The organism is Bacteroides sp. ET336, assembly GCF_024733815.1.
In the GTDB taxonomy this organism is placed as follows: domain Bacteria; phylum Bacteroidota; class Bacteroidia; order Bacteroidales; family Bacteroidaceae; genus Phocaeicola; species Phocaeicola cellulolyticus.
In genome coordinates this window covers 216,738-232,375 of sequence record NZ_JANRHK010000002.1, presented here as the reverse complement: position 1 = coordinate 232,375, position 15,638 = coordinate 216,738, and the positions used below count along the sequence as shown (strand labels likewise).

Sequence of the window (15,638 nt, the reverse complement as noted above, 5' to 3'; positions counted from 1 at the left end):
CTCCTATAAATTAATTATTACCATAACCTGGGTTTTGCCATAAGATTTCAGTATTTCCTATTTTCTCTATCTCATTCTGTGGGATAGGGAACAAAAGCTGATAATCCTGAATATCAAAGCCCTCATTTCTCATAACTTCCTTAGCCAATCCCATACGAACCAAATCATACCACCTATGTCCTTCGTAAGGAAACTCGCGCTGACGTTCATCAAGTATAGCCCTTCTAAATGAAGACTGATCAGGAAGATCAACATTGGAAAGTTTTCCCAAACCTGCACGTTCTCTTACATCATTTAATTGTTTCAATGCTACAGAACCTTCGGAAGCATCATAACCAATTTCATTCAACGCCTCAGCATACATCAATAATACATCGGCATATCTCAACAATATCTGGTCATTACCTACCACATTGTAAGTATCACTTTTTACATCAAAAAACTTATTCATCAGGCAAACATTTGCTGCAGCATTGACATATGTAATCAAATCTTTTCTATCATCATTTGCTTCATAAGAATTTACCAAAGATGCAGACTGATTTGAATCATCCGTAAGGTTTGTTATACTATACCAATAACCGTGTCCTTCATTTTCAACATTCTTATTAAAACGTACTGCAAATATAATTTCCTTATTCATCTTGTTTTCAACATCAAAAACTTTTGAAACAGGCTTTAAAAGTTCATACTTGCCTATCAACTGTGACAACACATCTCTTGCCAAATCCCATTTATGGAAAGTCAGATATACTTTACCAAGTAGAGCCATAGCTGCCCCTGAAGTTGCACGTCCCAAATCTTCACCTGAATAAGATTCCGGCAACATGTTTTCTTCAACGATAGTTTTCAAATCACCTCCAATAAATTCTAACATCTGTTCATCAGTGGCACGTGATATTTTCATGGCTTCATCCACTGTCACAACTTTCTTAGTCACAGGTACTCCACCCCAAATACGATACATATTGAAATAATTCAACGCACGTATAAACATCGCTTCGCCTTTATATTGCTTTTTCTGGTTTTCATCAAAATCAGCAGCATCAATACGATCCAATATCATATTACAACGATAAACATTGTTATTGAAATTAGCCCAATAATCATTCAAAATACCATTTGAAGGCTTCTCAGTAAAATGATCTATATCATATCTGTCCTGCGTACCTGATGTAGGAGCACTAAGGTTCAAGTTATCACTCCTGTACTCGCAGCATTCCATATAAAAATTAACTTGAGTCTGTAACTTTGAATAACATCCTATAACAGCAACATTAAAATCACTTGCCGTTTGATAAACTTTATCTGTTACAACACTGGTTGAAGGCTCCAAGTCAAAGAAACTGTCAGAGCATGAAATCAATGAAAGCGAAGCTGCCAATATTAATATGTAATTATATCTTTTCATAATAAATCATTTTATAATGTTACATTGATACCAAACATGAATGTCCTTGCAAGAGGATAAGTTCCATAATCCTCACCAGGTGTTAATGCATTGTCAGGGCGGGCATTAACTTCCGGATTATATCCACTATATTTTGTAAATGTAGCTAAATTCTGTCCTGAAACATACAATCTCAGTTTCTCCACATAAAAACGATTAGTCCATTTTTTAGGGAATGTATATCCCAATGATACATTCTGCAAACGCAAATATGAGCCATTTTCCAGATGCCATGTAGAAGTTCTTCCGTTATATCCTGTCTGCTTCCTATTTGCCTTATTTACTTGTCCATTTCCAGGCTGATCTTCTCTCTGCCAACGGTCCAATGCTATAGTTGTACCATTGACATTCCCTTCCATATTATCTATATATCTGCGATTAAGATTAAGTATCTTGTTACCAAATACACCCTGGAAATTAATATCCAAATCAAATCCTTTATACCACAACTTACCACCAAACCCATATGTAAATTTCGGCATATAGTTACCACAAACGGTACGATCCTTATCCAAATCCAAAACACCATCGCCATCAACATCCACGAAACGAAAATCACCTACTTTTGTATTCTCAAAATGAGGATATTTCTTCAAATCTTCTTCTGTCTCAAAAATACCATCCTGAACCAACAAATAATAATTGCCAATAGGTTTTCCTACTTCAGTAATGTAATAAGCATGTTCAACACTTCCAGAAGAAATAATAGGAGCATTACTTGGTCCCAATGCCTTTACTTCATTAATATTTTTTGACCAATTTGCATTAAAAGAATAGCCAAAATCATCAGAAATATGTTTTTGTGAACTCAATCCAATTTCCCATCCGCGATTATTAACTTTTCCTATATTCATCAATGATGTACTATAACCTGTTATTAATGGAACAGGAACACTCAGCAACATATCAGATGTATTCGTATTATAATAATCAACAGTAAATCCCAATAATCCATTAAACATCTGTACGTCAACACCAGCATTAACCATTTTATTTTTCTCCCAACTTAAATCTTCACGTTCTATATTATCCGGTTTATATCCATAAGACAACAATCCTTGCCCTGTTCCTAATATATAATTATCCAAAGACATTGTAGCCAAATGTTCATAATTGCCTATTTGGAAATTACCTGTTACTCCATAACTTAAACGCAGTTTCAAATCATTAATAAAAGACAATGCAGTCTGTTCTTTAAAGAAGTTTTCTTCTGTTATACGCCAAGCAGCAGATGCGGAAGGGAAATATCCCCATCTATTATTTTTACCAAAACGAGATGATCCATCTGTACGAATAGCACCAGACAACATGTATTTTCCAGAAAAACTATACTGTACACGTGCAAGATAAGAAGCAATAGACCATTGTGATTTTTCAGAATATCCTTTTGTTACAGTACCTCCTGATATTGTCTGAATATAATCATTAGGATAATCTGTTGCTGTAACATTATTGCTTTTAAATGTTTCCTTTTGAGCAGACTGAACCAAAATAGCAGTCAAATTATGTTTTTCATTAATAGTTGTATTATATGTCAACTGATTTTCAATAAGCCAGTTAAAATAGAAACTTGAGGAACTATATCCTTCCGGATTTGAAGGCATATCATAATAATTCTTACCTTTAAGAGGCAATGCAGATTGACGATACTTATCATTATGAGCACCATAATAGTCTCCACCAAATGAAATTTTATACGTCAAACCTTTATAAAGTTCCAATTCTGCATAAACTTTTCCTATAATAGACATTCTATCAGTTACGTTAGATTGTAAATTTGCCATTGCTACCGGATTCAATACTTCATTATGCTGATAATCTGTTCCTATACGCCAATAGCCATTTCCTTGATAATTGTAAGAACCATCTTCATTATATACAGGCCAAACAGGTGGCATCATTAACGCAGATTGCACTATACCTCCTGCTCCAGAAGCATCAACACTATTAGATGTAGAATAAGAAGGAGCAAAATTTACCCCAAACTTCAATCGTTTGTATTTGCCATCTATATTCATACGCATACTATACTTTTTGAAGTCCGAATTAATAATGATACCCTCTTTATTCATATAATTACCGGAAACAAAATAGTTCACACTATTTGCTTTACCGGACAATGAGATATTATGCCCTGTTGTATTTGCAGTACGGAAAATAGCATCCTGCCAATCAGTATCTGTAAGCCCAGGTTGTCCTTCAAGATAAGGGAAGAGTTCAGCCGGGATTTGATGATATGATTGTGGTCTCACACTATTAGGGTCGTCAGGAGAAGCACCCGGTACTTCAGCCAAATATGCATTATTATGTCCGTCCCTTGCAAATTCAGCAAATTGGTAAGCATTCATCATTGGGAGTTTCTTTGAAACATTCTGAATACCATAATATCCATCATACTGTACTGTAAGTTTCTCTGATGTTCCTTTTTTGGTTGTAATCAAAACAACACCATTTGAGCCACGGCTACCATATATTGCAGCTGCCGAAGCATCTTTCAATACTTCTATTGACTCAATATCATTAGTATTCATATTGGCAAATCCTCTTTCCATAGGAACACCATCTACTATATATAATGGGTCACTACCTGCATTAACAGTACTGATACCTCGAACCCTAATACTTACACTACCTTCCGGATCACCACTTGGTGTAGTCACCTGTACACCAGGCATCTTACCAACAAGGGCCTGACGAAAATCTGAAGCCGGATTATTTGCCAATGCTTCTGCTTTTACGGAAGAAACTGCCGTTGACACATCACGCTTCCTCTGAACACCATATCCTACTACAACCACCTCATCCAATACTTCAGTATCTTCATGCAGAACAAGTCTTGACAGATTCTTGTCTGTGGCTTTCAAGGTCATTGTCTTATAACCTATATAAGATATATCAAGGGTAGAATTCTCCGGAACATCGTTTATTGTGAACTTACCGTCCATATCTGTTATAGTTCCGTTTGTCGTTCCTTTCACCAATACGCTGGCTCCAATTACAGGCTCACCGTTAGTATCTACTATTACACCTGATACGTTTTTTTTCTTCACTTGCTGACTACCATTTGACGATGTCTTGCCGTCTTTAAGATAAATCTTTTCTTCACCGATTTCGAAAGCGACGTTTGTGCCTGCAAACAGACGTTTCAAGACATCACCCAATTCCTCGTTGGTAGCACTGATACTGACATTTTGGTCCGGATTAACCGTAGGGCGACTGTAAGCCACACTTAAGCCTGTCTGCTTAGTGATGGCATCGAACACTTTCTCTAACTTGACATTCTGTAGATTGATTGTCACCTTCTGGGCATAAGCCGAATAGCCTGATGCCAGACTAAAGCATAATAATGCTAATAGAAATCTAATTCTCATACATTAGAATTTAATTAATAAAAATAGTAATTTGTTTTATCAGTTGACACACGAAAACAGAAAATGGGTGAGAGAAATATGAAGTTCTTTTCATCTAAGTACTTTTAAAAATATGACAAGTCTAAAAATCAAGCAATTACATATACAAAAAAATCTGTTAATATAAGAAACGACTTAATAAAACACCATTTTTTCGCTGTTTACATGCATAATACAACCCAAAACGCTATATTTGTACTGTTCGAAATCACAGACGGTTTTCATTTGATTTTTATTGGCTTATGAAAAAGAATTTGGCAAATGGCTAATGGATATAGCCAAATATATGGTTACAGCACTTTTACTGTCTTCAACCTTTGGAAATATGAATAATCCGCTGATTGTGGCATGTGTTGTTGTTGCTTCAGCATCGACATTGGGAGCCGGACTTTGGTTAATTAATAACACAGAAAAAAAAGAAAGTTAATTATGGGAGCAATCGTAGTTTCAGCTTTTGTTACAATTGTAGCAATCGTAGGTGTAATTTACTTCAACCACCAAGACAAGAAAAAGGCTCAAAAAGCCAAATGAAAAAAGGACTGGTTGTATTTCCATTCCTACCGTATTATAATGATATGAAAAAATAAAAGTTGCCTTGACAAATAGATGGATTTCTGATGTCAAGACAACTTTTATTTTTTTTAATAATTCATTTCTTCAAAGATACATATACCTTTGCCGACTGTTCATCATACTTGAAAGACAGAGGAGATATTTTTTCCAGATCCTCCAGTACTTTCTCAATTAGTGTATGTCTGGAAACGAGTGTTATATGCAAATCCGACGGAATATCATTTTCCACCACGAAATCTACATTATACCAGCGACCAAGGCGGGTAAGCACTTCGTTGAAAGGAGAGTCATTGAATGATATGACATTGCTTTTCCATACCGATGATGTGCCTGTGTCTGCATTTCGGTTCACACGATATGAACGCGTTGCCTTGTTATATATCACGCACTCACCTGGAGATACAGGTACTTCCTCATCAGAAAGCAGTTTAAGATTTATCCTTCCTTCATCAAGATTTACCTTTATATCGTCATTTTCCGGATATGCCTCAACATTGAACGACGTTCCGAGTACACGTATGGACGGACCGTTAAGGTTTACCACAAACGGACGGTTCTTGTTTTTCGCCACTACAAAGTATGCCTCTCCCTTCAACTCTACCGTACGTTCGGAAATACCGAACTTACGAGGATAGCGCATGTACGAGTCGGAGTTTATATAAACCTTCGTACCATCCTGAAACATCATCTGCATACGCTCGCCTTTAGGAACATATATTTCGGCATACTCGCCTCCACCAAATATATCCACTCGGGTGTTAAGATGAAGGTATAATCCCAATATTAGCACCAACGGCAGAAGTACTGCGGCTGCACGCAATGTCCAACGTCTGATATTCTTGTTTCGTATGCGTGTATTTATTGTCTGAAACATCTTATCCGACGGAACACTGTGGTCTATCAGCAAATCGGCATTATCAAGCGGCAATGAATTGATATCTTCATCGAAGTTCTTTGACAGATACTCCGAACCTTCATCCGTCGCAAACCACTTTGCCACCTCTCTTGCTTCCTCCGGAGTAGCTAATCCAGCCAGCACTTTTTCTATTTGTTTATCATCTGGTCTGTTCATATTCTATATTAGTCTATTATCTTATTAGACACCCATCACGCCTAAAAGTATAAGGAAAAGTATTATCATTAACATTTTTTTGAGATGTATCCGCAATAGTTTCAACGCTTCCGAATAATGTGTCTTTATAGTATTGACCGACAGGTTCATACGTTCGGCAATTTCCTTGTTCGACAATTCTTCGCGCACTTTCAACAGACAAATCTCGCGTTTCTGTTCAGGCAGTTTGTCCAATGCCTTGTAAAAAATGTCCATCCTTTCCCTGTTTTCAAATTTTTCTACAAAATCGTCTGCAAACTCGGATGCCCTTTGTGCCAGTTCATATTGTTTCTCCGTCATAGAATTTTCATTACGGATTATGTTCAACACGTAATTCTTTGTCATTGTAAACAAATAATTCTTCAGACTTATACCGATATTTAAATCCGAACGGTATTCCCAAAGACGAACAAAAACATATTGCACGGCTTCCTCTGCCTTTTCCCTATCCATAAGATAACGGTAAGATACAGAATACAGCAAACGGTGATACTTGTTGTAAGCTTCTGTAAAAGCTATCTTATCTCCGTTTTCTATAAGATTGAATAATTGCTCGTCTGAAAAACTTGAATACTTGGACACTTTCATAATGAACAGTTCTTTTTGCGGAACAAATATACAATTATTAAAATTAAAGAACAGCTATCAGATGATTTTTTCATAAAAATAGAACTCAAAGACAAATGCAAACAACCATAGAAACTATTTTTAATACAAGGTTTTACATTACTGTAACATCAAGGCTTTATTTTACATATATTTTATTACTTTTTTTCATGTCAACATTATATATATGTAGCCTTAATTTACTACCTTTGTTAAAAACCGTTTTTGTTATAATTAATAATCATTACCATGGAAGAATTTGCATTTCTGCAACCCTTGCTGCTCACTATCGCAGGACTTGTAATAGGAGCGTTACTAAAATCTATACTGAAACACAGTCGTTTTCCCTACACGGTAGGATTGTTTGCCATCGGACTTCTAGTTGGAATACTGAACCGTGCGGGAATATTTAACCATTTTCCTAAAATTTCGGAAGCACTGTACAGTGTGGCAGATATAAATCCCGACCTAATACTGTATCTTTTCCTTCCTATACTTATATTCGATGCAGCATACGAGCTGAATATGCATATCTTCAAAAAAACACTGGCGAACGCTACCCTGCTTGCTGCACCGGGACTTGTTATCTGCATGATTCTCACCGGAGTGCTGATGATTGGAATAGGTCTGGTTATACCTGGATACGAAAACTGGACATGGGCATTTGCCCTGATGTTCGGAGCATTGATCAGTGCTACAGACCCTGTTGCTGTAGTTGCTCTACTTCACGAACTGAAAACCAGCAAACGCTTTTCCACACTTGTAGATGCCGAATCACTGCTCAATGATGGTACCGGTATCGTATGCTTCATGCTGTTCTTCGGAGTATATGCCGCAACAGGCGGTTCTGACAGTTCACCGGTTATGGAATTCATAAAGGTGATAAGCATAAGTACCATACTGGGATATTTCCTTGCACGTGTAGTGATATGGTTCATTACTAGAATAAACTCCGAAGAGATGATACAGAACAGTGTGATCATCCTTTCGGCATACGTCACTTTCATCATTTCACAATTCTACCTTGGTGTTTCCGGAGTCATAGCACTCGTTGCATTCGGTCTTACCGTTACATACACAGGTAAACCAAGATTGAAACCGCAGGTAAACAACTTCATGGAACATTTCTGGGAACTTGCAACATATATAGCAAACACACTTATCTTCATAATAGTGGGTATTGTAATATCAGAAAAAGTAACCTTCTCATGGAGTGCGTTCGGAGTACTCATATTGATATATATTTTCCTCAACCTGTTCCGCTACGCCATGATTTCTATGCTATATCCTGTAATGAAAAGAATGGGCTACGGACTGACAAAACGCGAATCGGTAATACTTACATGGGGAGGATTACGCGGCGCGCTTGCCATGACTTTAGCGTTGATGGTATCATATACCGAAGCGATACCGGAAGATATCAGAAACCAGATTTTGTTTTTCACTGCCGGTATAGTTACACTGACTCTTTGTATAAACGCCACTACAATGCGCTGGCTGCTCAACAGGCTTGGACTGATCAGTGTTCCTTCGGCAAGAGTAAAACTGGATTACAATATCCACAAGCATATCAGAGAAAACTCTGAGAAATATTTGGAAAGGCTGAAAGCAAGAGACCATCTGACTGGAGCAAACTGGATAAAAGTTGAACACTATATGGCATCAGCTCCGGTAGCCCCAATAGTGGAAGCAAAAGACAAAGATGTAATATCGGAAATACGTCTGAAAGTCCTTGACAGAGAGAAAGCCACATGTAAAGCCATCTACGAAGAAGGTATCATATCCGAAACCGCTTTCCGCAGATTGATGAACTCACTGGACGAACTGTACGACCACGATGGAAAATATACTCTGGACTACAGAAACTCCATCTTCAAATTCTGCGACCGCAGCAGTACGATCAATGCTCTGAGAAAAACTCCAGTAATACACGACTGGATAAGTTTCTATTTCCGCGAGCGCATCACTGTGGTCTATGATTTGGGACGTGGTTTCATCATTCTTCAGAAAGAGAATTTAAAGCTGATAGACGAGCTGAAGACTTCCAACCTTCTAGACGATGAGCAGAAAGCCGTATTGCCAACACTGAAATCGGAAATAGAGAATAATATCTCACGTATGGATGTAGTTATAAGCACTTTAGCTGAAGAGTTTCCTAAAGCTTACGGACATGCCCTTACGCTGAAGTCCATACGTATGTTGCTAAGCAACGAGAAACGCACCGTCAAGCAGATGATAAACAACGGTATCATAAGCGAGAAGGACGCTGAACCTCTGATTGAAAACATAGAGGAACGTGCGGACGAGGTAAACTCATTCAGCCATACCATTCCGGCATCGATACTTCGCTGGATGTTCTTCGTTAGAAAAAAGAAAGAATGGAAATAATAGATAAGACATAGAAATAAAATAAAGGCTGTTTCTTTTGTGATGGTATATTACACAAGAAACAGCCTTTATTATTTTATATCATTTCATTAATATCAATGAAACAGTCTATCAGACGTAATCTTTTTGAATGATTCCTCATCAGACTTTCTGATATTGATGCTTCCTTCATTCCAGTGTGTAGGATAACCTCCGTAAGAGTTACCGAGGAACACTACCTTGAATTCGTGAAGTCCGGCAGAAAGAGCTACAGACTTGTTTGTAGGACAGAAATGTTTGACAATTCCTCCATTATCGATAAGTTTCTTACCGTCAATCCATACTTCTTCAAGATCAGAAGAGAAGAAATAAACACCATCGGCCGGAATATCAACATATCCTGTAGCAATAGCTGAATACTGCTTAAAGCCTCTCATGGTTTCCTCAGAGAACTTTCTGTAGGTAATAAGTTCGCGTGTATCCTTAATGACTTTCTTATCCGCTACTTTCATACCAGATTTTTCCAGTTCCGCCATATTCAGATATGTTCCGTCAATAACTTCCATATTAAGTCCCGGAGTTTTCTTTTCTACAGTGGCAGCAGGAGAAAGAGTCTGTTTTTCTACTGTCACAGTGCGAACCCTGCTCATCTTGTTAGAAGGAAGAACAGAAGCAATCTTCACTGTAGCATTTTCAGTGAAATCAAGCGGTGCATTATAAACTGTAGAGTTGATTGTAGGTTCAGTACCATTGAGTGTATAAACCATTTTTACAGGTCTGTTGGTTGTAAATGTCAACGATACATTGTCTGTAAAAGCAACAAAATCACATGATCCGTTCGGTTGTTCCGGCATAGGAATATAATAGTTTATTCCATGTCCGTCAAGACGCACGCAAGCATTGTCTATACGTCTGATAAAATCATTATAATCTTTCAGTTCTGTAGCTGTCCATCCAGTTTCTGCTATGGCTAAAGCACGCGGGAAGGTACGGTATTCCCTTATATCATTTGTATAAAGATATTCACTCCATACATTGCCCTGAAGACCTTTGATAAAGTTTTCCTTACCCATGGCAACAAGTGTATCAGGCACAGGATTATAGCTATATGTCTTTTCCAGTGGAGAGAAACCGCCGATTGCAACAGGGCCTATTTTACAGTCTCCCTGATAATGGTCAAGATACAGGCCATTTGAACCAGGAGTCATAATTACATCATGATTTGTCAAAGCTGCAGCAATACCACCTTCTTCGCCACGCCATGACATGACAGTTGCAGTTGGTGACAGACCTCCTTCAAGAATTTCGTCCCATCCGATAATCTTCTTTCCATATTTGGCCGCTACTTTTTCCATGCGCTGTACGAAATAGCTTTGCAGACGTTCTTCAGCTGTATGGTTCTTGTCGGCAAACAGTTTTTCTTCACGTATTCTCTTCTGACACAACGGACATGTTTTCCAACTCGTCTTAGGACATTCATCACCACCTATATGAAGATATTCTCCAGGGAACAAGGCGGCAACCTCAGCGATAACATCTTCAAGGAACTGGAAAGGAAGCTCCTTACCGGCGCACATCACCACGTGTTCCACTCCCCATACTGTACGTGGAGTGATAGACTGTCCTTTGCATGAAAGCTCAGGATATGCGGAAATGGCTGCGAGTTCATGTCCTGGCAATTCTATTTCAGGAACAACTGTGATAAATCTGTCCGAAGCATATTTCACTATTTCCTTTACTTCTTCCTGAGTATAATAGCCTCCATATTCTGTTCCGTCTGCTTCAATTCGTTTTGATGCCACTTCAGCCAGTTTAGGATACTTCTTAATCTCGATTCTCCATCCCTGGTCCTCAGTCAGATGCCAGTGCATACGGTTCATCTTGAAGAGAGCCATTACATCCAACTGTTTCTTAATCTCATCTACAGTCATGAAATGACGGCAAGGATCAATCATCAGACCTCTGTATTCGAATTTAGGTTCGTCTGTAATGTTTACAGCCTGTGCCACCCAAGGAACGTTCTTTACTACAGCAGGACTTTCAATCTCTGCCGGAAGAAGTTGCATGAACGACTGCATTCCGTAGAAAAGTCCCTGAGCTGTTTTTGCCTTTACAAGTACTGATTCCGGAGTAACATTCAATGTATATCCCTCGTCATCCATAGAGGCAGAAGGGTCCAGTTCCAGACGGATACATCCGTTTTCCTTAACCTGAATGTCAAAACCTGTTGCACGGTTGATTTTTGAGATGAAATATTCGGCAACAGTCTTTTCGTCCTGACCTGCGGCATGAACAGACATGCCGTCCTTCAGTTTGAAACTTCCATTACCTACTTCCAGAGAAAGAGGCTTTGGTATAATATTTATACCTTCATTATAGGACTTGATTTCTGTGGCCGAATTACCACACGAAATCATAATACCAGCTGTAAACACTGTACAGATAGCTTTTAGACAGCTTTTTTTCATAAAAAATTAAATTTAAATTAACGATATGGGTAATTACATATTTTTGTTTTTATCTTTGATAAAATCGTCCGGGCAAACGACTTTGTTAATTCTTTCACCTTTTTCCAAAGTTATCCATGTAGTAAAATACCCGCTGTTTTCTGTCAATTCTATAACTCTGGCACCATTTGACAAATGATTATAAACCGTGTTTCCTCCACTGTATCTTCCGTATGCCAATAATATATTGTTCCAATATACGGCATAATCATTGTCATGGTCATGTCCTACAAATATTCCTTTTACATCCCCATTTTCCTTCATGGCAGCAAACATTCCGGAATTCAGTTTCGGTGAACACGCCTGTTCCATTCGTGTACCGACCATAACAGCATTCTGATCTTCAACGGCATAAGAATATTCAGGAAGAGGTATATGGAAGAAAGCGAACGACTGCACTGGTTTGCCTCCATTGGCTGCTGTAAACTTATTGCTATTTTCACGATACCACGAAATCTGGTCGAATTTTATAAACCCATATCCCTTGACACCCTCAATTGTGGAATATGAATTAGAATCCATACAATAAAGAATAGCTGCATCTCTTACAGAGTCGTTAGACTTTACGGTCAATATATAATTAGAGAAACCGGAAATACCTTCTGCTGTAGATGTAAGATTATATTCATACGAAGATGCAATATCAAGCAACTGTTTACGTGTCATTCCCTGCTCATCATCATGATTACCAAAAGTAATTCCAAAAGGGATTTTAAAATCTGAAATCAGGGAAAGTACCTCACGAAAACCTTCCTCTGCAGGTTTACCGTAAATAACATCTCCGGTTATTATAACCAGATCCGGTTTTTCTGATGTTAAAACTTCCCTTATTCTTTGTAAAGCTACTTGCGAACGGGCATCCTGATAAACATTATGTACATCGGTGAGCTGTACAATCTTGAATTTTCCTTCCTGATTGAACTTTAAAACATTTTGAGCCTTTATACAAAAAGTAGTACATAAAAGGCATAATAATACACACAAAAATTTCATTATTACTAGATTTAAGAGCTAATATTTATCCAATGTGCAAAGTAAACAAATAAAACCACAAAATACAATAAGACATTTATAATTTATGCTTTTTCTTTACTTTATAACATGAATGAAAATTTAATTCAAGGCATATCCTCCTCCCATTCCAAAAGTATCTTTTTCTTTTCTATTCCCCAGTAATAACCGCCAATTCCTCCATCAGAACGCAATACCCTATGACAAGGAACAAGTATAGCCACCGGATTTCGTCCTATAGCTGTTCCTACAGCACGCAAAGCACGTGGATTATTTATAGCTTTTGCAATATCACTATAAGTGGAAGTATTCCCAAAAGGAATCTCAAGCAAGGCTCTCCATACCTTTATCTGAAAATCCGTACCGTAAAGATGTAAAACAATTTCATTTGAAGACATCCTTTCATCTTTATCAAAAAAGCGCAAAGCCTGGTTGTGAAACTCCGCAGGATGTATCTGTTGAGAAGATTTTGCAAACCTTTTGCAAAGTAATTGCAAAGCCTCGTCACGGTTGTCGGCTAATTCAATACAACATATTCCACGAACTGTTGACGCAATCAGTATTTCTCCTACCGGAGTATTGTAAAATCCATAATCAATATTCAGATTACGGAACTCGCTGTCTGTCATTCTTTCTATTCTAAACCTCATTTATTAACCTAGATTTATATTACATCACAAAATAAATGAAATCCACAGCATTAAGCAAACAGACTTTCAAAACTTTATTATCTTCGCAGGCAAAACAAAAACAAGAATCATGAAACCGCAGGAATGGTATAACAACAATCTATCGGACACTAAACAGAGTCTGAACAAGGTAAACAAAACCATATTATATATAAGTATTATAAGGATACTGCTCTTCGTAGGCTGTATATCGACTGTCATCGCATTATGGAGCCACAGCATACAGACTATCATAACAGGAGCCTGTTGTACACTTGTCCCTTTCCTTATAATGATAAAGGTACACAGCCGTTTCTTCATTCGCAGACAATGGCTGGAAGTAAAGGCTGACATCCTAAACAAGGAATTAAAAGGACTTAACAATGATTATTCGGAATTTGATGAGGGCAAGGAGTTTGCCGATACAGAACATCTTTATTCATTCGACCTTGATATCTTCGGCCGCAAATCACTATTCCAGGCAATAAACCGTACATGTACTCACATAGGAAAAACTACTTTGGCAGAATGGATGAAAAAACATTTACGTAAAAAAGAAGATATAGAGGAAAGGCAGGATTGCGTAAAAGATTTGGCAGAAAGGAATGACTTCAGACTGAATTTCGCTATCACAGGTCTTATAAACAGAAGTGAAAACAACGATGACAGCGACATCCGCAAATGGGCAGAAACGGAAAGTACTCTCACAAAATCTACTTGGGCGAAAGCATTGATATGGCTGGTTCCATCCATAAATATAATACTGTTGGTATGCGGACTGGCGGACATAATCTCCATGTCATGGTTCGGACTTGCTTTTTCATTTTTCGTAATACTCAGTTTCAGTGTTATTAAGCGTGCCACTGCACTTCAGGAAGAGTATGGCAAAAAACTTAAGACACTAAGCACATATGCCCGCCTGATAACATTGACACAAAACGAGGAATGGAATGCCAGAGGAATAAAGGATATAATAAAAAGACTTGAGATAGACGGAAAATCTCCTGCCGAAGCCCTAAAGGCACTGACTAAAGAACTGGACAGACTAGACTTGCGTAATAATCAGATTATGTATGTAATACTCGAAGGAAGCATGTTCTTCCAGTTGCGCCAGATGATACGTATCGAGGCATGGAAAGACCGGTACGGAAAATACCTCTCAGGATGGCTGGAGGCAGTAGGAGAACTGGACGCACTCTGTTCGTTCGGAACATTTGCCTACAATCATCCCGGATATCAGTATGCCGAAATCACAGATACTCCATTCTGTTATGAGGCTGAAGAGCTGGGACATCCGCTGATGCCTAAGGAGCAATGCGTAAAAAATGATGCACTGATTCCTTCAAGACCTTATTTCCTCATTATCACAGGTGCCAACATGGCGGGAAAAAGTACATACCTGAGAACAATAGGCGTGAACTATCTGCTGGCATGTATCGGTACACCGTCGTGCTGTAAAAAAATGAAAATCTATCCGGCACAGCTGATAACAAGTCTGCGTACATCAGACTCGCTGAGCGATAACGAATCTTATTTCTTTGCAGAACTCAAACGTCTGAAAAGAATCATTGACATGCTCAACAGGGGCGACGAGCTGTTCATCATCCTTGATGAGATTCTTAAAGGAACAAATTCTACGGACAAGCAAAAAGGTTCGTTCAGCCTTATACGCCAGTTTATGACTCTAAAGGCAAACGGTATTATTGCCACTCACGATTTGCTGCTCGGTGAACTGGTAAAATATTTCCCTGACCAGATAAGGAACTACTGTTTCGAAGCGGATATAAAAAACAATGAGCTATACTTCAGTTACAAGATACGTGAAGGTATAGCCCAAAATATGAATGCATGCTTCCTTATGAAGAAGATGGGGATTGTGATAGAAGATAATTAACTATTACACAAAGAATTTGCAAAGTTGACAGATGTTTTTTA

General features: G+C 38.1%; 10 protein-coding genes. 3 read left to right on the top strand and 7 right to left on the bottom strand.

All coding sequences use genetic code 11. From position 1 onward, the window contains the following. Positions 1-10: 10 nt before the first annotated feature. Both NW213_RS03820 and NW213_RS03815 read right to left on the bottom strand, forming a co-directional pair. Positions 11-1,411: a RagB/SusD family nutrient uptake outer membrane protein gene (locus NW213_RS03820; RefSeq protein WP_204393454.1), complete on the bottom strand. Its 1,401-nt coding sequence runs from the start codon at positions 1,409-1,411 to the stop codon at positions 11-13. Between the two features lie 11 nt (positions 1,412-1,422). Continuing rightward, on the bottom strand, positions 1,423-4,821 hold the full coding sequence (locus NW213_RS03815; RefSeq protein ID WP_258321892.1) for a TonB-dependent receptor: 3,399 nt from the start codon (positions 4,819-4,821) through the stop codon (positions 1,423-1,425). 274 nt (positions 4,822-5,095) lie between these two features. On the opposite strand from NW213_RS03815, the gene NW213_RS03810 reads away from it, so the two are divergent. Then, on the top strand, positions 5,096-5,287 hold the full coding sequence (locus NW213_RS03810; RefSeq protein ID WP_309148281.1) for a DUF6722 family protein: 192 nt from the start codon (positions 5,096-5,098) through the stop codon (positions 5,285-5,287). 222 nt (positions 5,288-5,509) lie between these two features. On the opposite strand, the gene NW213_RS03805 is transcribed toward NW213_RS03810, so the two are convergent. Beyond that, positions 5,510-6,505, bottom strand: coding sequence for a FecR family protein (locus NW213_RS03805; protein WP_258321890.1), 996 nt, complete (start codon positions 6,503-6,505; stop codon positions 5,510-5,512). A 24-nt stretch (positions 6,506-6,529) separates the two neighbouring features. Further along, the gene (locus NW213_RS03800) at positions 6,530-7,132 is read right to left on the bottom strand and encodes an RNA polymerase sigma factor (protein ID WP_258321889.1); all 603 of its coding nucleotides are present in this window, start codon (positions 7,130-7,132) and stop codon (positions 6,530-6,532) included. Between the two features lie 267 nt (positions 7,133-7,399). Between NW213_RS03800 and NW213_RS03795 the strand changes: the two genes are divergently transcribed. Then, entirely contained in the window at positions 7,400-9,538 is a 2,139-nt protein-coding gene (locus NW213_RS03795; protein ID WP_258321888.1) for a cation:proton antiporter, read from the top strand. Between the two features lie 95 nt (positions 9,539-9,633). Here NW213_RS03795 and NW213_RS03790 read toward each other — a convergent pair whose 3' ends face one another. The 3 genes from NW213_RS03790 to NW213_RS03780 form a co-directional block, all read right to left on the bottom strand. Beyond that, positions 9,634-11,985, bottom strand: a complete 2,352-nt coding sequence (locus tag NW213_RS03790; protein ID WP_375338104.1) for a family 20 glycosylhydrolase — start codon at positions 11,983-11,985, stop codon at positions 9,634-9,636. Between the two features lie 33 nt (positions 11,986-12,018). After that, positions 12,019-13,017, bottom strand: a complete 999-nt coding sequence (locus NW213_RS03785) for a metallophosphoesterase family protein (protein WP_258321887.1) — start codon at positions 13,015-13,017, stop codon at positions 12,019-12,021. A gap of 125 nt (positions 13,018-13,142) precedes the next feature. Next, a complete protein-coding gene (locus tag NW213_RS03780; protein WP_258321886.1) occupies positions 13,143-13,685 on the bottom strand; it encodes a methylated-DNA--[protein]-cysteine S-methyltransferase in 543 nt (180 codons plus the stop codon). A gap of 109 nt (positions 13,686-13,794) precedes the next feature. On the opposite strand from NW213_RS03780, the gene NW213_RS03775 reads away from it, so the two are divergent. Beyond that, positions 13,795-15,597, top strand: a complete 1,803-nt coding sequence (locus NW213_RS03775) for a MutS family DNA mismatch repair protein (protein WP_258321885.1) — start codon at positions 13,795-13,797, stop codon at positions 15,595-15,597. Positions 15,598-15,638: the final 41 nt, after the last annotated feature.

Bases quoted from the DNA above. Each gene is read 5' to 3' on its own strand.
- NW213_RS03785 (WP_258321887.1), bottom strand. From the start codon at position 13,017: ATGAAATTTTTGTGTGTATTATTATGCCTTTTATGTACTACTTTTTGT.
- NW213_RS03775 (WP_258321885.1), top strand. From the start codon at position 13,795: ATGAAACCGCAGGAATGGTATAACAACAATCTATCGGACACTAAACAG.
- NW213_RS03815 (WP_258321892.1), bottom strand. From the start codon at position 4,821: ATGAGAATTAGATTTCTATTAGCATTATTATGCTTTAGTCTGGCATCA.
- NW213_RS03805 (WP_258321890.1), bottom strand. From the start codon at position 6,505: ATGAACAGACCAGATGATAAACAAATAGAAAAAGTGCTGGCTGGATTA.
- NW213_RS03790 (WP_375338104.1), bottom strand. From the start codon at position 11,985: ATGAAAAAAAGCTGTCTAAAAGCTATCTGTACAGTGTTTACAGCTGGT.
- NW213_RS03820 (WP_204393454.1), bottom strand. From the start codon at position 1,411: ATGAAAAGATATAATTACATATTAATATTGGCAGCTTCGCTTTCATTG.
- NW213_RS03800 (WP_258321889.1), bottom strand. From the start codon at position 7,132: ATGAAAGTGTCCAAGTATTCAAGTTTTTCAGACGAGCAATTATTCAAT.
- NW213_RS03795 (WP_258321888.1), top strand. From the start codon at position 7,400: ATGGAAGAATTTGCATTTCTGCAACCCTTGCTGCTCACTATCGCAGGA.
- NW213_RS03780 (WP_258321886.1), bottom strand. From the start codon at position 13,685: ATGAGGTTTAGAATAGAAAGAATGACAGACAGCGAGTTCCGTAATCTG.